Annotated in this window: 13 protein-coding genes and 4 tRNA genes; 3 read left to right on the forward strand and 14 right to left on the reverse strand. The window is 54.0% G+C overall.

Going from position 1 to position 20,991, the window contains the following annotated elements:
• Positions 1-24: 24 nt before the first annotated feature.
• The 11 genes from BW956_RS14070 to BW956_RS14120 all read right to left on the reverse strand — a co-directional run bounded on the left by BW956_RS14070 (position 25) and on the right by BW956_RS14120 (position 12,399).
• The gene (locus tag BW956_RS14070; protein ID WP_076463326.1) at positions 25-720 is read right to left on the reverse strand and encodes a response regulator transcription factor; all 696 of its coding nucleotides are present in this window, start codon (positions 718-720) and stop codon (positions 25-27) included.
• Positions 699-2,579 (reverse strand): sensor histidine kinase, encoded by a 1,881-nt coding sequence (locus tag BW956_RS14075; protein WP_175612019.1) that lies wholly within the window; start codon positions 2,577-2,579, stop codon positions 699-701. The genes BW956_RS14070 and BW956_RS14075 overlap by 22 nt, the downstream gene beginning before the upstream one ends.
• Before the next feature lie 168 nt (positions 2,580-2,747).
• Positions 2,748-2,823: transfer RNA gene (locus BW956_RS14080), tRNA-Lys, on the reverse strand.
• 24 nt (positions 2,824-2,847) lie between these two features.
• Positions 2,848-2,923: transfer RNA gene (locus BW956_RS14085), tRNA-Lys, on the reverse strand.
• A gap of 53 nt (positions 2,924-2,976) precedes the next feature.
• Positions 2,977-3,052 (reverse strand) — tRNA-Asn (locus BW956_RS14090).
• A gap of 23 nt (positions 3,053-3,075) precedes the next feature.
• Positions 3,076-3,163 (reverse strand) — tRNA-Ser (locus BW956_RS14095).
• An 82-nt stretch (positions 3,164-3,245) separates the two neighbouring features.
• Positions 3,246-6,035: an EAL domain-containing protein gene (locus BW956_RS14100; RefSeq protein WP_076463332.1), complete on the reverse strand. Its 2,790-nt coding sequence runs from the start codon at positions 6,033-6,035 to the stop codon at positions 3,246-3,248.
• Positions 6,032-6,997, reverse strand: coding sequence for an ABC transporter substrate-binding protein (locus BW956_RS14105; RefSeq protein ID WP_175612020.1), 966 nt, complete (start codon positions 6,995-6,997; stop codon positions 6,032-6,034). The genes BW956_RS14100 and BW956_RS14105 overlap by 4 nt, the downstream gene beginning before the upstream one ends.
• 445 nt (positions 6,998-7,442) lie before the next feature.
• Positions 7,443-7,907, reverse strand: coding sequence for a C40 family peptidase (locus BW956_RS14110; protein ID WP_076463335.1), 465 nt, complete (start codon positions 7,905-7,907; stop codon positions 7,443-7,445).
• Between the two features lie 119 nt (positions 7,908-8,026).
• A complete protein-coding gene (locus BW956_RS14115; RefSeq protein ID WP_076463337.1) occupies positions 8,027-9,778 on the reverse strand; it encodes a putative bifunctional diguanylate cyclase/phosphodiesterase in 1,752 nt (583 codons plus the stop codon).
• Positions 9,775-12,399, reverse strand: a complete 2,625-nt coding sequence (locus BW956_RS14120) for an ATP-binding protein (protein ID WP_076463340.1) — start codon at positions 12,397-12,399, stop codon at positions 9,775-9,777. Before BW956_RS14120 ends, BW956_RS14115 begins: the two co-directional genes overlap by 4 nt.
• 248 nt (positions 12,400-12,647) lie before the next feature.
• On the opposite strand from BW956_RS14120, the gene BW956_RS14125 reads away from it, so the two are divergent.
• Together BW956_RS14125 and BW956_RS14130 are read left to right on the forward strand one after the other, a co-directional pair.
• The gene (locus BW956_RS14125) at positions 12,648-14,030 is read left to right on the forward strand and encodes a DEAD/DEAH box helicase (protein WP_217695134.1); all 1,383 of its coding nucleotides are present in this window, start codon (positions 12,648-12,650) and stop codon (positions 14,028-14,030) included.
• A gap of 321 nt (positions 14,031-14,351) precedes the next feature.
• On the forward strand, positions 14,352-15,869 hold the full coding sequence (locus tag BW956_RS14130) for an acetyl-CoA hydrolase/transferase family protein (RefSeq protein ID WP_076463343.1): 1,518 nt from the start codon (positions 14,352-14,354) through the stop codon (positions 15,867-15,869).
• A 61-nt stretch (positions 15,870-15,930) separates the two neighbouring features.
• On the opposite strand, the gene BW956_RS14135 is transcribed toward BW956_RS14130, so the two are convergent.
• The 3 genes from BW956_RS14135 to BW956_RS22475 form a co-directional block, all read right to left on the reverse strand.
• Positions 15,931-17,634, reverse strand: coding sequence for a metallophosphoesterase family protein (locus tag BW956_RS14135; RefSeq protein ID WP_076463346.1), 1,704 nt, complete (start codon positions 17,632-17,634; stop codon positions 15,931-15,933).
• Between the two features lie 72 nt (positions 17,635-17,706).
• Positions 17,707-18,117 carry a hypothetical protein gene (locus BW956_RS14140; RefSeq protein WP_076463348.1) on the reverse strand — a complete coding sequence of 137 codons (411 nt, stop codon included), beginning with the start codon at positions 18,115-18,117 and terminating at the stop codon, positions 17,707-17,709.
• A 43-nt stretch (positions 18,118-18,160) separates the two neighbouring features.
• Positions 18,161-19,363, reverse strand: a complete 1,203-nt coding sequence (locus tag BW956_RS22475; protein WP_076463353.1) for a hypothetical protein — start codon at positions 19,361-19,363, stop codon at positions 18,161-18,163.
• 363 nt (positions 19,364-19,726) lie between these two features.
• Here BW956_RS22475 and BW956_RS14155 point away from each other — a divergent pair, with 363 nt between their 5' ends.
• The gene (locus BW956_RS14155; RefSeq protein WP_010322625.1) at positions 19,727-20,977 is read left to right on the forward strand and encodes an MgtC/SapB family protein; all 1,251 of its coding nucleotides are present in this window, start codon (positions 19,727-19,729) and stop codon (positions 20,975-20,977) included.
• The last annotated feature ends 14 nt before the right edge of the window (positions 20,978-20,991 follow it).

The following is a 20,991-nucleotide window of genomic DNA, read 5'->3' on the forward strand; positions in this document are numbered from 1 at the left end:
AAGAACCTGACCCAAGCTGACCAGTTACTGAATATTTACAGTGCAATTCAATTGATAGCCATACCCACGCAGAGCTTTGATGACAGTAGCAGGCTGCCCTAGTTGAGTAAGTTTGCGACGCAGGCGGGAAATACGTTTTTCCAAATTGGCTCGGAAGGTATCGCTGTCCAAATCCAGTTCCAGATGCTCAGCCAATTCCCAGAACTCCTGGCGAGCCTGAGGCGCTTGCGCCAACAAAACCAGTAGGCGAGCGTCTTCCGGGGATAAAAGCAAGTTCAGACCCTCAGCGTTCAGGAGCTGATGAGTTGGATAATGCAAAATCAGATCAGCTCTGATCACACCCGGCAAACGACGGCAAAGTGCCTGTATGGTTGCGTCCAGTTCTTCTGGCGTAACAGGTTTCGGCAGGTACATATCAGCCCCTACTTCATAACCTGCCAACTTATCTGCCAACTGATTGCGCACCGTCAACAAAATAACACCTACACCAGCATTTTTATATCGCAGTTGCTGTGCCAGGTAGAGGCCATCTTCGCCAGGCAGGTTCACATCCAGCACAGCAACATCACAAGCCTGAGCCTCAGGTGAAGCCAAAGCGGATTCGGCAGAGTCATACGCAACAAGCGAATAACCAAGCGACTCCAGAGAGCCCACTAGCATTTCCCTGAGAACGTCATTGTCCTCAACCAGTATTAGCTTTATTGACGATCGGGCAAACATAGGCACATTACAACTCTATTGGCCATTTGGATGGGCAGCGATTCTATCCGGCAATCTATCCGAGCACCTAGCTGGGCTACCAGGCGTTTAACAATATACAGACCCAGTCCGGCACCCGTTTGCTTGTGCGCACTTCGAGCGCGGTAATACTTATCAAAAATATACTGCGGGTCCGGCGGCTCACCTTCTACCATATTCTCAACCTGCACACAGACTTCCCCCAAGTGACATTCAACACGGACACTGATAGCTGTTTTGGCAGGACTGTATTTCAGGGCATTATCAATCAGGTTGGAGACAATTACACGCAACCAGTCGGTATCGCTGCTGACCCAAAGCTCGCTCTGTGGTGGTTGCCAAAGAATGCGGCTATTCCCCCCGGCTTGCTCAATCTGAGTGCCTATCAAGTTGACAAGCTCTACAGCCTCCTTGCGTGTATACACTTCAGCATCCACCTGCTCAAGCACAGCACATCGATCGATTACACGACTCATATCACTGACAGCCTGAATCAAATATTTACGTGTCTTGCCGGTTATTACTTGCTGGGAGACGCCCATACTAATGACGGACAAGGGTGTTTTAAGTTCGTGCGAGAGCATACTGATGAACTGGGCCTTTAATTCTTTCTCCTGCCGTTCTCGCTCAGCCAGCACTTCAGCATGCTCTTTTTCCAGCAGCGTCGTCAGATGCACCTTTTCAGCACACCGAAGGCGACGATTCATAACACTCTGAAATACCAGGATGCTAGCCAATGTGCCCGCAGTATAGGAATACAGAAGCCATATTCCACCCGACACTATTCCGTTCAATGACAAGGCCGTGCCCAGGATTCCCAAAAAACCTAAAACCACCGCGAACAGCAGAGCACGCCCTTCGCTGCTCCCCGTCCAAACCCGTTTAAGAGCAATCATTGAAATCCACAGCAAATAGATAACTGAGATTTGCATAAACCAGGGAAAGTACTCGATATAAGCACCTACTATCAGAGCCCCTCCCCCCAATAAAATTGCCAGCTGATAAATACGAGATATCCATAGACAATAACGACTTTCTGCCAAAGCAAAGCCAAAAAGGGCTTGGTAAAAGACTGCTACCGACAACAAATACAACAACGTCGTTAGCTGAGGAAGGTAAGACACTAAAGGCTTGAGCCACTGCGGAGAAACAAGCAGAAGCCAGCCATCGACTGACAAAAACACCATCAGAGAGGCAATCACGAACAGGATGTAGTAGCGAAAGCCCAAATCGTTCCGCCAGCGCTGATAGCTCAAATTTACGACTATCAACGTGATGAGCAAACCAATAAAACTGCCAGCAACCATGGAGTCCAGCATGACAGCCCGCAAATACCCTTGCTGGGTGTAAACCTGAGCAACCACCGTACTGGTATTTTCTGTTTCAATTCGCAAATAGTAGGTGCTTTCCGATTCAACAGGTTCCAATTCAAACACAATTGCGCGATCAAACCTGCCCACCTCAACTTCTGACAGCTCACCTCGCTCAGTAACCTTGAAGTCACCATCATCTGGCTGATACAGAGTTACATAGTCGGTATAGGCTGGTTTTATGCGCAAAAGCGAAGGGCCGCTCGAAGGTGGCAGCCTGAATTTCAGCCATTGTATCGACCGATTATACCCACCTACATAACCAGCCTTGGGTGCTTGTTTAAATGCACTCGCTGGCAAGTTAGCTACACTATCAATACCTAGAGTTTGTGTAGAATCAACATAGTATTCGAATCGCGGCGTATATGTATCGCTGCCATTGAAAGAAGCTTGGGCTTGCGGAAGGACCAGGCTGAAGAGTAGAAATATCACCGATATCGCAAGCTTTGGGTAGCATCTAAATCCTTTCACTCTGCCCCGCCTCAGAAACCACACTGCCCACAGCGAACAGCCTACATTGATCCGTATAGTGGTCTGATCGATTGTAACAGGCACAATCAAGAGAGATTCAAAAGTGAATCAACAGAGCGGACAGTAAAGTGATATCGATCAATGAGGAAGTAGTAAGAAAACCGGAAGTGGTGGGTCGTATAGGACTCGAACCTATGACCAATTGGTTAAAAGCCAACTGCTCTACCAACTGAGCTAACGACCCTCCGGTTGCGAGAGTTCAAGAGAGTGGTGGGTCGTATAGGACTCGAACCTATGACCAATTGGTTAAAAGCCAACTGCTCTACCAACTGAGCTAACGACCCGCTCTTTATGCTCTACGCATCGATCAAGCCAGACAGGCTAGATCTTCATGATTTGGCTCCTCGAGCTGGACTCGAACCAGCGACCAATAGATTAACAGTCTACTGCTCTACCAACTGAGCTATCGAGGAACTGCTCAAATCATCATCCTAAATGGCGGAGGGGCAGGGATTCGAACCCTGGGAGCCTCTCGACTCGTCGGTTTTCAAGACCGGTGCTTTCGACCACTCAGCCACCCCTCCAAAGGATGGGCGCAGATTTTATAGAGTTCAGAATTTCTGTCAACACCCTTTGTAAAAAAAACCACATAATTATCTGAAATGGTTAAATTTTTACCTGCTGTTCACCCAATTCGGACAATGGACGCGGTGCCGAGAACAGATAGCCCTGCAACTCGTCACAGCCACGCTCGCTGAGGAAGTCCGCTTGCGCTCGGGTCTCGACCCCTTCAGCCACCACCTGCAACCCCAACGAGTGTGCAAGCACGATGATGGTTTCCACAATCACACGATCGTCAGCATCGGTTTCAATGTCACGCACGAAGGAGCGGTCTATCTTCAGATAATCGATAGGCAGGCGCTTGAGATACTCCAGAGAGGAGTAGCCGGTGCCAAAGTCGTCCACCGCAACCTCAACACCGAGCGCCTGCACAGCGGACAGCTGCTCGGCAGCAGTAGCAAAGTTTTCCACCAGCGCACCTTCGGTCACCTCGATACACAGCTGCTCCGGGCGCAGATTGTTGGTTTCGATGGTCTGCTTCAGGCTCTCCGCCCAGTTGCCTCCCTGGAACTGTCGCGGTGACAGGTTGATGGCAATCTGCTTGCCTGAAAGCTTCGGGTCCTTCAGGTCGGCCACTACCTGCTGCAACAGCCAGTCGGTCATCAGCTCCAGTGCATCACTGGTTTCTGCCAACGGAATAAATTCGGCCGGTGACACCGCACCCAGCTCGGCACTTTGCCATCGCATGAGCGCCTCGTAACCGGTGATCGTACCGTCCGGCTTCTGCTTTGGCTGGTACACCAGGCTGAACTCCAGGCGCTCCAGCGCCCTCGGCAACTCGGACTTGACCTTCATCGCACGCTGGTTGCGCTCGTTAATCTGAGGATCAAAGAAGGCAAAGCGGCCACGCCCCAGCTCCTTGGCAAAGTACATGGCGGCATCGGCATGTCCCAGCAGAATATCCGCCTCGTGACCATCACGCGGATAGCTGACTACACCGATGCTGCAGCCTATGCGCACTTCACGATCGTCGATGACAAACGGCTTTTTAAGTGCCTGAAGGGCTTTCTCAGCCACCGCTGAAAGCTCACTGTCTCGCTTCACTTGAGGCAACAGCAGGGTGAATTCATCCCCGCCCAGACGGAATGCCCGGTCGCTGTCACGAATACAACTGCGCAAGCGATGGGCAACTTCACACAGGAGTTGATCCCCTACCGCATGCCCCAGCGAGTCATTCACTTCCTTGAACAGATCCAGATCGATAAACAGAAGGCCGAATGGCTCTCCGTAGCGCTCGCCGCGGTGAACCGCCTCGCTCAGGACACGCTGAAACTCGGTGCGGTTGAACAACCCGGTCAGGGAATCATGGTATGCCAGGCGGTGGAGATCCTGTTCGGCCTGCTTCTCGTGAGTGATGTCCTGGAAAATACCGAAATAGCCATCCAGCCCTCCCGCACGGTCATAGATGGCACTGACAGAAAGACGAACCGGGTACAGGCTGCCATCTGCACGGCGGTTTTCCAGCTCGCCGGTCCAGTTGCCCTGCTTTTCAAGCGCCTGCCATAAACGGTGGTAGAAGATCTGATCCTGTCGACCCGAATTCTGGATGTTCGGAGACTCCCCGATCAGCTGGTCACGGTTGTAGCCGCTCATCCTGACCAGAGACTGGTTCACATCAACAATGCGGTTGTCCGAATCGGTGATCATGATGCCTTCAGTGGTATGCTCGAACACGCGACGGGCAATTCGCGCCAGGTTTTCGTTGCGCTCCTGTTCGGTAACATCCGTTGCGACCGTAGCCACGGCATAGCAATGCCCCTGCTCATCCACCAGCGGGAACTTGACCATAAACCAGCGGTGTAATTCGTCACTGACCGGAAACTCTGTCTGGAATTGCACCGGAGTTCCCTGCTCCAGCACTTGCTGATCACGTTCCGAAATAAAACTGGCATAGGGGTCATCCAGAAGATCGAACACCGTATCGCCAGAGGCGTCGGGCTGCCCCAGCACTTGCACAAAGCGCTCATTGACCAGGCGGTATACCCCTTCGCGGTCCTTGATATACACCATCGAAGGGATGTACTTGAGAATGTTCTCCATCTGCTTGTTGAACGTCACAATCTGGGCACGGCTTTGCTCCAGCTGCTCGGCCAGCTGGTCCAGCACCTGGCCCACTTGCCCCAGCTCATCCGCGCCCTGCAAGCCTGTGCGCTGGCTGAAGTCATCCTGAGCCAGCCCTTCAACTGCTTGGGTAATTTGCTGTAGTCGGCGGGTGATACTGCCTTCCAACAGACGCCATAGCATGAAGGCAAACAGAATGACCCCTAATGTAAGTGCAGCGAAAATCATATCCAGTTTGTAAGTCACCGGACGCAACACCTGCTCGACATCCAGCTCCATAATGATGAGCCCCTGCCGGTTCCTCAGACTGTTATCCGGGTCGGGGTAACGAAAGGCTGATAAACCATACAGAGTGTTTTCCCCTTCCAGCTGCCTCACATACAAGGGTTCAATCGCTTCACGGGCGCGTGGAAGAAAGCTCGGATCCAAATGCAGGGCCAGTTCAGCTACCGACTTGCCAACATGAGCCAGCCGGCTGGACGAAATCACATTGCTGTCAGCATCAATAATCAGCAGATGCTTAACCTGGCTGCGAGCACTGGTGACCGCTACTTCCCGCTTCAGGCCGGCCAGGTCTCCCCGGCTCAGCATGTATTCGGTCGTACCCTGAATGCGGTTCAGGGTCGATCTCAGGCCCTCCTCCATGTTGTCGTAGAGGATGCCTGTGACCATTGGCTTGAGTACCCCCAGCGCCATGATCAGCAACAACAGCGCTAACAGAATGATGGCGCCAGGCAGCAGGCGTCTTAGCGGGATTTGATTAATCCTGTTCATGCGTCGGGGTACCCGCCATACACTACGCCTTTCAGGTCCGGGATATCATCAATCAAATCATCCCTGAGCATGGTCTCGGCCAGACGCTCGACCTGCTGCTGCAAGGGAGAAGGATTCCCGTCAAATAACTCCAGGCTCGCCTTCTGATCAGGCAGCATTAACCCCTGCAGACTATGTTTCACTTCCATCGGCGTGACTTTCAAACGTTCAGACATCATACGAGCACTGGCATCGGGGTTATCGTCGATAAATGCCAGCACCTCATGCCAGGCACTGATCAGCTGGCGAATCGTATCCTTGCGCTCAGCGAGCGTCCTTTCACGTACCACCAATACATCGACAATTTCGCCAGGTATTTGAGTGGAATCAAACAGCTGAACCGACTGGTCTTCGCCAATCTGCTGCGGCACCGGATCAAAGGTAACAACCGCATCCACCTGTCCCGCCCTGAACGCCTGGGCATGCTCATTTACCTCGAGGTGGACCACGTCGATATCATCGAGCGACATGGCATTCAGCTCCAGCGCACGTGACAGCATGTACGCACCCAGCGCAGTTGCTTCGACGCCCACCCGTTTGCCTTTCAATTCTTCAAAGGAGGTGATACCCGGCTGCGCCAGAATAACGTCAGCACCCATTGAGATATTGGTGACCTGCACAATGACCGGCCTGAGCCCCAGCACCCTCAGGTTAATCACTTCATCCAGTGTCAGAGCTGCTGCGTCAATGGCGCCATTGCGAAAGGCACGCATCACCTCACTGGCCGATAACAGCTCAACCAGCGCAACATCATCACTGCTCAATATGCCCTGCTCTCGGGCCACATAGAGTGGCTCATACCCGGGCCAAAGGTTGGTTCCCAATTTAATGGGCTTGGATGGTGTTAACAGAAAGGACGCAGCCAGTAAGGCTCCTGCTAACAGCATCAGGGTTAGCACGACAAGGCGAGATCGAATATGCATCCGGCAACTCCATTCGGACAATATCCCCAGTTTAACGCAAGCGACGCAGTGCATCACCCAAGTCTCTGAATGACCCGTTAACAGACACTGTCAGGCTCTACCGCCCGAATTCCGCTCACAGTTTTACTCACAAAATCCAGAAGTAGCACGAATTGTTGAAAACATACTTTTTTTGCTCACACTTTCTGTGCAAAACCTTTAGGATAAGTTTTGGAAAGCTCACAAAGCTATACTATAACCCTTTGTTTTAAAACAAATTTAAAAAACAGTATATTTATTGAGCGGCGCCGGTATAGTTGTCCTCAAGCAGAAATTGTCAACCCCGACGAGACGGTTATTTAATAACCAAACCAACTGAAATCACAATAATCAAGAGTTTGTATTCACAGGGCAGAAAAATTTTATGCTTAGTGTACAAAGCCTGTGAATAACCGCTTTTACCCGCTCAGGGAAGGCGCCGTGCCATCCACCAGACCTCTGACCAGTAAGGGTTGGTGAGGCGTGAAATCATCACACCGCGACTGGTTGAAGCATGCATGAATTCGCTGTTGCCAAGGTAAATTCCGGCATGACGCTGCTTGAAGCCGGTTTTGAAAAAGACCAGATCACCCGGCTGCAGCTCATGCTTTGGCACATGCATCCCCAGACGGGACTGATCAGCTGTAGAGCGAGGCAACTGTCGCTGATCAGCCTTCAGATAGACCTGTTGAATAAAACCGGAGCAATCAACACCGCTGCGGGAAACTCCTCCAAAACGGTAGGGCGTACCAGCCCATTCTGCATAATGCCCCAGTAAGGACTGACGAACCGGATGGTCAAAGGAGATGCTTGCCGGTTGGGAAGGTTGGGTACTACACCCCCCAAGCGCAAGGCTTAGCAGCAGAAGCACAATGAGCGGTCGCAGGGCCATAACAAGCTCCCATGGTTGGCCGAGTTCCAGCTGACAGCCAGCGACCGTCAGAGCTCAGAAACCATCATCATAACGCCACAAGTATATGGCGTCAGTTCCCCAGCATTCAGGCCAGAGGGTTATTCATCCTGAAACAGGTGATCGAAGCCGAGCTGCGCCAGCTGAAGAAAAGCCTTTTCTCGCAGCGGCGGGGATAACAGAAACCCCTGCACCTGATCACAGCCCATACGCCGCAACATGTCCATCTGCTCAACCTGATCGACCCCCTCGGCCACGGTCTTGCACTCAAAATGGCGCGCCATATCGATCACGGTCTCAACCAGGCGCTGGTCCTGGGAGCTGAGATGTAACTCACGGATAAACGCGCGATCAATCTTCAGCACCGAGACCGGAAGGCTTTTCAGGTAGGACAGAGATGAGTAGCCCGTGCCAAAGTCATCAATGGCAACACCCACACCGGCGTCGGCCAGGGTTTCCAGCTGCGCTCTTGCCAGCTCGACGTCATCCATCAGGCCGGACTCCGTCACTTCCACCTCGACCATTGCCGGAGGCAACTGCAAAGCCGCTATCTGCTCGATCAACCGCTCCGCAAAGGTGGGTTGCATCAACTGAACACTGGACACATTGAATGCCAGGGTAAAGTCGTTATCGACCTTGCCAGCGCGGTACCAGGCATTTACATGCTGCAAGGCCTGTTGCTGCACCCAATCACCGATGGCAATAATGTCGCCCCCGGCTTCGGCAAGGGGAATGAAATGTACAGGCGAAACCTGCCCCAGCTGTTTATTGTGCCAGCGCAAGAGAGCCTCGGCACCGCTAAGGCGTCCGCTGTTAATATCAATTTTGGGCTGAAACACCAGCTGGAACTCATCCGCTGCAAGGGCATCAGCCAACTCATCCTGCATGATCTGGCGCTGTCGCAACTGCTGCTCAAGCTCAGCATCATAGCGCTGCCAATGGCCTGACTCCTGCGGCAAAGCCAGCGCCGACATGCGAATGAGTTGTTCTGCATCACAACGATCATCACTGATGCTAACGCCTATACGTACCCCAAGTTTCAATTGCACGCCACCGGCCTGCACAGGCTCATGGAACAACCCCAGCAGACTATCCAGATTACGCTCGCCTTCCGCTTCACCGGGCCATTGCGGCATGATCAAAAGCCATTCGTGGCTGTTCCAGACGCCCGCAATAATAGCCCCCGGCCGGGAATGCTCCCGCAGGCGCTGCGCCAAAGCCTGCGCCAGCTGATCAGCCACTCCGTAGCCGTGCAGACGCGCACTGCTTTCCAACCCTTCCAAGGCAAGGAACAGCACAGCCACAGGGCCTGAGTGATGCAAATGTCGCTGTAGAATTTCCAGCAAGGCACGGCGGTTTGGCAGCCGGGTCACCGGATCTTCACGTGCCTGACGGTGCAATTCGGCGGTACGCTGCGCCACCAGTTGCTCCATCAGGTCTGCTTTCTCGCTGTGCTCACGTAACAACAGCCGCTGCTGCAACGTATTGGTCATGCGCTGCAGTACTTCGGTCTGGTCGAATGGCTTGGTGATAAAATCCTGTGCTCCCAGTGACAACGCCTGGTAGCGAGTTTGTTCATCAATCTGTGCGGTCAGAAAAATTACTGCCGGCATCCGCTCTCCCAGACGGGTCTGCAGACGCTGCATCAGCTCGAGACCATCCATCCCCGGCATGCGAATATCCAGCAGCACCAGGTCCGGACAACGTTGCTGAATGCGAGACTCGGCCGCAAAGGGGCTGGTTACGCCTTCCAGCTGCTGGTATCCGGCATCTTCGAGAAGATTCTCCAGCAGCTCAACATTGACCGCGTTGTCATCGACAATCAGGACATCTGCCCCAAGATGTGCACTCATGAACCTTCTCCCTGATTGAGTATCTGCGCCACCCTGTCCATGAACAGCATCAGATCCAATGGTTTGGTCAGGTAGTCCACGAAACCGGCTTCGCGCGCCTTGCGAATATCCCGCGTTGACGCCGAGGCCGACACTGCCAGCACGGGCACTTGCGCCGTCAGTGGATTCCCCTTGAGCAGCCGCTGTGCCTGAAAGCCGCTCATCCCCGGCAGGTCGATATCCATCAGGATAAGGTCCGGCGGCTCCGAACAGGCCAGCTCTATGCCCTCTTCAGCACTGTTGACACATACCAGGTCACATCCTTCCAGCTCTTCAAACAGGTCGATCATCAGGCGCTGGTTGGCAGGGTTGTCTTCGATATACAGTACCTGCTGCTCCGGCAATGGCAGGTTGGCACTTGGTGCTTCAGCCTCGTCGCTCTGCTCGGGTACCGCCGTTCTATTCTCCAGGGGCAGCTCAAACCAGAACTCACTGCCCTCACCCTCAACGCTATCGACGCCTATTTCACCCTGCATCAGATGTACCAGCTTACGGGTCAGCGCCAGCCCCACGCCCGAGCCTTCAATCGTGCCATTGTCGGCATCCAACCGATTAAACGGCTGAAACAGCTCCGACATGCGCTGCGCCGGAATACCCTTGCCCGTATCCTTTACGGTTACCTTGATACGTGTGCCGTCCAGAACCGTACAGAACAGCTCCACCCGCCCCTGGGGGCGGTTGTACTTGATCGCATTACTGATCAGGTTTATCAGGACCTGCTGCAGGCGGGTGTAATCAGCCCGGATACGATGACGGCAGGTTTCGGACTGCAACCACTTGAGCTTTATTCCCGCCTCGTTCGCCAACGGGCTGAGGGTTTCCAAAGCCTCCTGAATCACGTCACCCAGACAAACAGGCTCAATGGAAACCTGCATTTTACCAGCTTCAATACGGGCCAGATCCAGCACTTCGTTTATCAGACTCAGAAGATGGCGCCCACTGCGGATGATCTGCTCGGTTTGGCGATGCTGTCGATCAGTCAGCGGTGTACGGCTGTTTTGCAGCAACTGGGCAAAACCGAGAATAGAGTTCAGCGGCGTACGCAGCTCGTGACTCATGGAAGAGAGAAATTCGGTTTTGGCATGGCTGGCGCGCTCGGCACGCTCGTGCTCTGCTTTCAGCGCCTCGTTCAACCGCTGCTGCTCATTCATCTGTCGATACAGGTTGATCAACAGCGCACAGGTTGAGGTAAAAGGCTCCAGCCACTGCACCAGTTCAGGTGCGTAGTCTTCATGGGCATTGGCGATGGCATACATGCCGATCACCTGGCCACGGTCCAGTATTGGCACCCCAAGATATCGGTAAAGCGTTGGATGCCCCGGCGGCAAGCCTCCGCCGCGCGGGTCCTGCTCCATGGCATTGCTCAATACGACTTCCCCGCCGGCAAACACTCGTCCCAGCATGCTATTGGGGTTGGTCAGGCGCATATCACCACTGACCAGCTTGCGCATCAGTTCCCGCGAGTCCTCACTCCAGGACAGATCGGTAATGGCGTGCAGTTTGAGCGCCGGCTGCTCGCTGTCACTGACAACCTCGCCGATCAGTGCATACTCACTGCCGGTCAATTCACGCAGGGCTTCTTTGAGGAATTCCCAGAGTGTATTGCCCGTAACCAGCGCCTTATAATCGGTCAACCCGGTATGCAGAACCTCAAGCAGCGCACGCTGACGCTCCTGGGATTGGCGCACCGCATGCACATCCGAAAGGTCGGAAAGAATACCGATGAACTCACGGCTGTCCGGCCCCTGGCCATCGGTCTTTACCTCGCTGACAGCAAGGTGAACAGGAATGGTATGACCGTCGCGGTGTAACGCCTCCACCTCTCGCCCGGTACCAATAACCCTCGCATCCCCGGTACGCTGATAGGCCTGCAGGTAGCCATCGTGGTGCTGGCTCCAGCGGTCAGGCATCAGCATTTTAACGTTGCGACCAATCAGCTCTGTTTCCTGATATCCCAGCATATCCTGAACAAAACGGTTCGCAGCCAGCATACGACCACGACCATCGATACGGACGACACCCGCTGCGGCTCCCTGAATGATCGCCTTGTAGCGTGCTTCACCGGCACCGGCAAAGCTCTGCGCATTGGGATGCTGTCGGCAGGCGAACAGTTCCAGTAACTGCTCAGCCTGAAGCGCCAGTTGCTGCAATTGTTGGAGCTGGCGCTCATCGAGCTGACGTGCACGGCGATCCAGCAACGTCAAAGCCCCTACCGGCTGCTGCCTGAAATATAAGGGCACGGCAGCATGAAATCTCACCCCCAGCTCTTCAACCAATGAAGAGCCAAGACCCGGCACCTGGGTCAGGTCGGAAGCCTGCTGTAAGGCATTTCGCTCCAGCGCATTAGTGCATGGCAACTGGCCTTTTGGCCAAAGCCTCGCCTCCAGCCCATGCGCCGCCTTGCACCACTGCTGCTCTGCATCGAGCAGTGAAATGAGTACGATAGGGACATCGAACAGCGCTGCTGCCAGTTCGACCAGGCTGTCAAAAGCAGGATCAGGCTCCGTATCCCAAAGAGCCAGCTCGGCCAAGACTGCCAGGCGATGAGCTTCAGTATTCGACGATTTGGGTGTTTGAATCATGGCAGGAAGCACCGAGCAAGTAGGATATAGACGCCATAGTCAGACATTTAAATTCAGACCGCAATCAGCAATCCGTATACGCTCAGCCAGACAAGTTCGATCAGGCTCAAAGTTATCCACGCTTTTTGTGGACAACCCCCTGAACAACCTCCGCACAGCCCTGCCGAAGCGATATGCGGCGGGGCCTGACAGCCAGCGATCATTTCGCATCCTCAAGCGCCCCGTAATTTGCTAGGATTCGCAGTCTAATGTCCATGCGAGATTTCAACGTGTTTGCAGAACTGATGCTACATGAACGCCTGCTCAAGGCGATCGATAAATTGGGGTTCACCCAGCCGACTCCCGTACAGCTGGAAACCCTGCCCGAAGCCCTGGCCGGACATGACCTGATCGTCGGTGCCGAGACAGGCAGTGGCAAGACGCTGGCGTTCGTAGCGCCGATGCTGCAACACTTTCTGGATACCCCCTCGCCCAACACGGGTACCCGCGGCCTAATCCTGACGCCAACACGAGAGCTTGCAGAACAGGTCTGCCAGTCGGTAAAGGATCTCGCCGCCTTTACCCGCGTCAACGTCATGACCGTCTGCGGCGGCACCGGCTTCAAGGAGCAGGCTGCCGAGATGCGCAAGAATCCGGAAGTGCTGGTAGCCACGCCGGGCCGTCTGGCCGAGCACCTGGAGCGCCAGACACTGGACCTTGATGATCTCGAATATCTGGTACTGGATGAAGCCGACCGCATGCTGGACATGGGTTTCCGTGACGAGGTGATGGCCATTGTTGATATCTGCCGCCCTCAACGCCAGTCCATGGTCTTTTCTGCCACACTGACTCACCGCGGCGTGCGGGAGCTGCTGCCGCAGGTACTCAAGGACCCTAAAGAGCTTCTGCTTCACACGCCTCAGGATGCCCAGGCGTCCATTCGCCAGCAGATCATTCTGGCGGATGATGACAAGCACAAGGAACGCCTGATGGAGTGGCTGCTGGCCAACGAGCAGTACGACAAGGCGATCATTTTTACCAATACACGCGACAAGGCGCAGTGGCTGGCCAAAAGCCTGCAACGCCAGCACCGCCGCTCCGGCGTACTGCATGGTGAAATGACCCAGGATGAGCGCAAGCATGTCATGGGACTGATGCGCAGCGGCAAAATCAATGTTCTGGTAGCAACGGACGTGGCGGCGCGCGGTCTGGATATTGAAGGCCTGGACCTGGTGATCAACTTTGATATGGCACGCAAGGGTGACGAACATGTTCACCGAGTGGGCCGCACCGGTCGCCAATCACGTGAAGGCCTGGCGGTCTGCCTGATTTCACACACCGAGTGGAATCTGATGTCCAGCATCGAACGGTACCTCAAGCTCCAGTTTGAGCGGCGCACACTGAAAGGACTGGAAGGCAGCTACAAGGGACCCAAGAAGGTGAAAGCCTCTGGCAAGGCCGCCGGTACCAAGAAAAAGAAAACTGACGCCAAAGGCGCCAAGAAGAGCAGCGGCAAGGTGCGCGAACGCGACCGCAAACAGGTCGGCAAGCGCCGGGGCAGTAGCGGCGCCAGCCCAGTGCCCAAAGGCCCCAGTCTGGGCGATGGCTCCATGCCGATGATGAAGCGCAAGCCAAAACCAGATAACGACTGAGTACGCGTTTATCCATTAAAAACGGGCCTCAAGGCCCGTTTTTTTGTGCCTGCACGTTGGTCTGCCACCCCTGAATCGGCGACAACCTGAACGCCGCCTTATAGCAGATTAGAGTTGCGCATAATGCAACTCAGTTTCCACAAACCCGCAACAATGTCTACAATTTATTCATAAAACTAGACTAAAGAACTACAGCTAGTTAAAGTCCTGCTCGTAAAATACGCCTGCATAACCTGTAATACGGCCAATCTTTATACCCTGCGCAAAAATGCGAACCCAGGCCATAAATATAATTGTCAACAATCTGGCGTGAGAGTCCCTATGTCTGATCACTCAAGAATCCTCTGCCCTGTCCTGCAACAACGCATTATGAGCGCCGAACAGGCTGCCGAGCTGATTCCGGCAGGTGCCAATGTAGGTATGAGCGGTTTCACCGGTGCCGGCTACCCCAAAGCCGTCCCGGGCGCTCTGGCGCAACGCATTCGACAGCTGAACAGTCAGCCCAATGCCAAGCCGTTTCGTATCAATGTGTGGACAGGGGCCTCCACGGCGCCCGAGCTGGATGGTGTGCTGGCCGAAGTTGATGGCATCGAGATGCGCCTGCCGTTCCAGAGCGACCCCATCTGCCGCAACCGTATCAATGATGGCACCATGGATTATGTTGATTACCACCTTTCCGAGGTGTCCCAGTACGCCTGGTCCGGCTTCCTCGGCAAGATGGATATCGCCCTGATCGAAGTGGCCGGCATCCGTGAAGACGGCAGCCTGATCCCCTCCTCCTCTATCGGTAACAACAAGACCTGGATTGAGCAGGCGGACAAGATCATTCTGGAGGTCAACTCCAGGCAGAATGCCAAGCTGGAAGGCATGCACGACGTGTACTACGGTACCGCGCTGCCGCCGAACCGCAAACCGATCATGCTGACCGATCCGGCAGACCGTATCGGCGAGCAGTACCTGGCCTGCCCGCCGGAGAAAGTGATCGCCGTAGTCGAAACAGCAGCGCCTGACCGCAACTCGCCGTTCAAGCCCAGCGATGAAGTTTCAAAAAAGATCGCCGGGCATATCCTCGAGTTCTTCAACAAGGAGATCGAACTGGGCCGCCTGCCGAAAGAGCTGCTGCCCATTCAATCAGGGGTGGGCAACATCCCCAACGCGGTGCTGGAAGGTCTGGATGCCGGCCCTTACAAGAACCTGACCGCCTTCACCGAGGTGATTCAGGACGGCATGCTGAAGATGCTCAAGTCCGGCACCCTGAAGGTTGCATCCGCTACAGCCTTCTCCCTGAGCCCGGACGGCATCCAGGAGTTCGACGACAACATCGACTTTTACCGGGACAAGATCATTCTGCGTCAGCAGGACATCTCCAACCACCCGGAACTGGCCCGTCGTCTGGGTGTGATCGCCATGAACGGCCTGATCGAATGCGACCTCTACGGCAACGTGAACTCTACCCACATCATGGGTACCCGCATGATGAACGGCATCGGCGGTTCCGGCGACTTCGCCCGTAACGGTTACCTGTCGATCTTCGTATCGCCGTCGACCGCAAAGGATGGTGCTATCTCGGCGATCGTGCCGATGGTGTCACACGTTGATCACACCGAGCACGACGTGAAGATCATCGTCACCGAACAGGGCCTTGCGGACCTGCGCGGCCTGTCACCGCGCCAGCGCGCCCATGAAATCATTAACAACTGCGCCCATCCGGACTTCCGCCCTGCGCTGATCGACTACTACGAACGTGCATTGCACTCGGGTCGCGGCATGCATACCCCGCATCTGTTGGAAGAAGCGCTGAGCTGGCACCAGCGCTATGAACAAAGCGGACAGATGTAAGATTTTTCCGATGCTCTAAGCCCTTATGGCGCCCTTTACGGGCGCCTTTTTTATCCAGTACTCAGACGCCTTTAGCCAAACGCCGGTAAAGCTCAGCTGGAAATGCTTCTGCCTTCATTCGCTCCACTACCGGTTCATAGTCATAGGGCAGAGATTTGAAACTGACTTCGTTTTTCACCGGATCATAGAGTGCAAACTGTGCCTGCGGAGTGCCATTACGAGACTGTCCGATAGACCCCGGACAGACCAGACACTGGGCAAAGCTTTCCAGAGAAATCACCTCACCCACCCTGTGACGATCCTGCCCCTCCAGATCACGCCCATACAGCCCCGGCATATGGGAATGGCCGTGGAAACAGAGACGGCGGTTCAGAGCTGTCAGCTTGTCCAGATTTTCCCGGTAGGTCATTTCATAGACATAACCGTAAAAAAACTCCGGGTCCAGGGGCGCTCCGTGGACTGCCATCCAGTCATCATTATCCAGCACCGGAGGCAACGCCTTGAGCCATCCCAACTGCTCCTCGGATAACTGTGCATTCGTCCATTCAGCCACATGGCGTGCGTGCTTGGACAGGCCTCGCTCATAAGCTCCCAGTGCAATGCAGTGATCATGATTGCCCTTGATGATGTGGAAATTGGATGCCCTCATCAACTCCACAACCTCTCTGGCATCAGGCCCGTAACCAACCAGATCACCCAGCACGATTCCTTGAGAAACATCGTTTTGCTCCAACCACTCGAGCACAGCACTTAGCGCCGGCAGGTTGGCATGAATATCAGCCAACACAGCCAACGGTTGCTGATTAATCAAATCTTGTTTGCTCTGGCAAGCAGAACTCCGGGTCGAAAATGGATCAGTTCCCTGCACACTGGCTGCCGGCCGGGATACATCTGCGGGAGTGTCTGCCGATGTCACAGCAACTGCTGGAGCACTGGAAGCGGGCTCATGAACCTTACCCAGTGTGCAATCAGAGAGCTTGCCAGGCGCATTCAGCGTGGCACAAATAAGATTGGCAATATCACGCTTTTTGCCTGCAGGCATAAAGGCTGAACGGAGCTGGTAGGCGATACTGGCTCTGTAGTTAAGATCACCGAAAATATGATCAACCTGCTGCCCAAGTTCTGTTGCAAGGGTACGGGCAAAGTCACGGTCCAGCCACTCCAGTTTACGGATCATGACCCCCAGCATCACCGAGAAGGAAATGAACTTGTCCCAGGGGTAGGTTTCATCGTCGACGTAGAACAGACGATCATTTGCATCCAGCGCGAAGTTGGACAGGCCTTCATCAAGCTTGAGCTGGCAACGCTCGGCCGTCTGCAGGTACATCTCAAACATGGACGTCATTTGTCGCAGTAAAACACGACGCGCATTTTCTGTATCAGGCCGAACTTCCAGCAGCTTGTGCAAGGGACGCAGCCTGGGCGTAATATTTCCGATCAGCACCTCTTCAGAAAGATCGATGGCGCCGTCGCGTTCTATATAGATGTAAAACCAGGTCTTCTCAGGGTGGTACACCCCCAATTGGCGCTCCCGTTCCAGCACCTTGCCCAACCAGGGATCGGCCTGCGCCGCCGTCAATTTCAGATCCCGGCGAATTTTGACCACAGTGTCACGATTCGCATAGATATTGGTTTCGGGGCGCCCCGTGAACTCGCTGTTATGCGCCAGTGCTGTCGAACCCTGCTTGATGGCATCACTAATCTGTGCAGGTCCAAAGCCTGCCCGCCCCTCTAGCGCACCGATAATTTTCAGTTTTTTTTTCACATCAGTCCCATTTTTTCAAAAACCAAAAAGAGCAGCCATCCGGGCTGCTCCTGGTGAAGGGGTAAGGATTGATCAGGACGGGCAATACTCTGCAATATGCGGCAGGTTAATTCGAACGGCTGACCAGCCCATACCCAGGTTGGTATTTCGGCTGGTGATCAGCACAACCAGAGAATTGGGCTTCTCGGGCACAACAGCCATAAAGTGGTAGGTTCTCTCCGTGCTCATTTGCACTTCCTGAATCATATGGCGAACCGGTTGGCCACGCTGATTGGACAGAAGCGACTCTACCGCTCGCACATTACGCCCACGCATCATATCAACAGCAGCTGCCGCCACGGCTTCGAGATAGGAAGAAGTAAAGTAAGGAACGTTGTGCGCAACTGACAACAGCAATCCACTTTCCAAATCAACGACAGCGCACCCCAGAGCACCATCCACATCATTCACAATATTCTGTAACAGGTCATCCAGCTTAGACATAGTATTTCCGACTCAACATTATGGACTCAGGGTGGTAATTCCCTTACCCCCTGATTTTGTGTAACAGGCGCCCCCAAAGACCTTTGGGCTTTTCGGGCGCCAGCTCTTGCAGCGTCTCCAATTCAGGCTCATCAAGCAGTAACCCTTCATGGTGGCAGGCTTCGACAAAGGAGGTGATTTGGCCAATGGCGATTCCCGTTTCCGCTGCTATTTCTGACAGGGAAGCTCTTTTGGCACGCATAAATGCCGCCAACTTCAAATGGTCACGGTGAAGCCCGGGGAGTTCGTTCCCGGGCCAGGCTCCAAGGACATAGGCATCGCTTTCTGCATCTATATCCAGACTGCCCACATTGGAGTAGAGTGCAAGAAACCATTTCAGATTACTCAGCGGCCTCTCGATATACCCCTGCTTGCTTACACCTGTTTTAAATTCATGTTTATCCTGAACTGAAAAACAGGAAACCTTATTGTCTCTTCCTTTCGAAATAAAACTTTCAACTTCGACACTTGAGTAATAGCGCTCTTGATTAAAATCAATCATTAAAATATCGCCAGACTGCAACACTATTTTGCAGTATTCGGCATCAGCATCGAGTGAGTGCAGATAATGAGTAATCGCATCAAGCCAAGGCAACTTGCTGTTACTGCCCCTGGATTCATCAACTATCCTGGTGGCTGCTGGGTTTTCGGCAGCGGGTAAGCTGTCGTCGTCAACCGGCATGAGCGTCGGAATAAGACTGGCGTCAGGAATCACCATCTGTGGCTCAGATGCGTTTACTTCAGACCTCGGCTCTGGCTCTGGCTCTGGCTCTGGCTCTGGCTCTGGCTCTGGCTCTGGCTCTGGCTCTGGCTCTGGCTCTGGCTCTGGCTCTGGCTCTGGCTCAACAGAATCCTGTTCCGAGACACGCTCTACCCATGTAAACACCTGATTCAAAACACAAATCAAGTCAGAAATAAAAGGAACGTTGTTGCTGTCGACACGAAGGCAAAACAATTCACTTCCTTGCCTGGGAAAAACCTCTGTGCTTTCCGCCTTGCCGTAAAGAACCCAGGCATGCGCTTGTATGTTCGGCTTTTGATCTACACTTCCACCGGAAAAACAAACATCTGCACTATCTGCCTGTTCCAGATACATCCAGCTGGCATCAAGCCTTACTTCAGCCAGTACCAGAACTGAAAGCAACTTTTCCTTGTCTTCCTCCGATAACCCTTCAATTAAAAAGGTTATTTCCTTCTTTGGTTTCATGTCAATTGCTCATAGATAAAACAGGCTATAGCGAGTGCATCCATGCACGGCTAAAAGATAAGAGTAAAAATGAATTGAGTGTTTGAATTGACGAAAAGAAAAGGTTTTCGTGTCAAAGGCAAATTTTATAATTAAAGATGTTTTTTATCAAAAATAAAATCGACTTTAAAAAGAAACAAAAAATCTTCTTTAAGTTTCAAAAAATACCGCTTTTTCTGATTTTCATGCTGTACCCATTTCCTATTATTACTTGCCCCTGCCTTCAAATCACATCAATGGTCTATATCAATAGCAAAGCATTGCCTCCGGCCCAACAGCAGCAAAATCTGTTAGGCTGAGACTAGAGCTTCAGCAGGAGGCGATATGGCTCAAGAACCTCTGTTTTTAGTGTTGGTAGCATTGGCGCTGGGCATGCTGATCGGTCTTCAGCGTGGCTGGCATGAACGTCACACCCGCGCTGGTGGTCGCATCGGTGGAATACGCACCTTTGGCTTGCTGGCCCTCAGCGGTGCCATGGCCGCACTGCTGGCTGAACCGCTGGGGCCCGGCATTACCATCGGTATCGGTATTGCGGCCGCCCTGTTGTTGGGACTGGCGCACTGGCTCGACTCCCGCGACGATCAGGACTTCGGCATCACCACTGTCGTTGCCGGTATCGTGACTTACCTGTTAGGTGCCATGACCGTACTGACCGACCTCAGTCTGCCTGTGGCCATCGCGGTCCTCACTACAATAGTGCTGCATTTCAAGCAGGCTCTGCATCGCGCTCTGGAGCACCTGAGCGATCATGAGATCCGTGGCATTCTGCAACTGGCACTTATTTCCGCTGTCCTGCTGCCGGTATTGCCCAATGAAACCTACGGCCCCTGGGATGCGCTTAACCCCTATGAGATCTGGCTTCTCGTAGTCCTGATTGCCGGCATCAGCCTGGCCGCCTACTTCGCCATGCGCCTGGCCGGGCCGGACAAGGGCGTGATTATCACCAGCCTGCTGGGCGGATTGGCATCCAGCACCGCATTGACTCTAAGTCTGGCCCGCATGACCAGCCGCCTGCCGCTGCCACGTCTGCTGGCCTGCGGCATTCTGCTGGCCGCCACCATCATGTATCCGCGTATTCTGCTGGAAGTGGCAGTGGTCAATGCCGCCCTGCTGGACGCCCTCTGGTTGCCTATGGGTGCCATGGCACTGGGCTGTGCCGCCGGCGCAGTATGGCTGTGGCGCACCCGGGAGCCCTTCGGCAACCTGGATACCTCTCAACTTATCACCGAGCCCTTCCAGCTGATGCCGGCGCTGCAGTTCGGCTTTCTGCTGGCACTGATCATGTTGATCTCCCACGGCATCAAGGCACATATGGGCGAGCAGGGGTTATGGCTGGTCGCGATTGTGGCCGGGCTCACCGATGTAGATGCCATCACCCTGACGCTGGCGCGGATGGCACGTGACACCATCAGCCAGGATACAGCGGTCACCGGTATCACTCTGGCAGCGATCACCAACACCCTGGTCAAGGGTGGCCTGGCCTTTTTTGCCGGCCACTGGGCACTGTGTAAACGGCTCTGGCCGGGGTTGGTGCTGGCCGTCGCGCTGGCTTTGCTAACCTTATTCCTGACCTGAGCGGGAGGAGATGG

It is taken from the genome of Marinobacterium stanieri (assembly GCF_900155945.1).
GTDB classification, from domain to species: domain Bacteria; phylum Pseudomonadota; class Gammaproteobacteria; order Pseudomonadales; family Balneatricaceae; genus Marinobacterium; species Marinobacterium stanieri.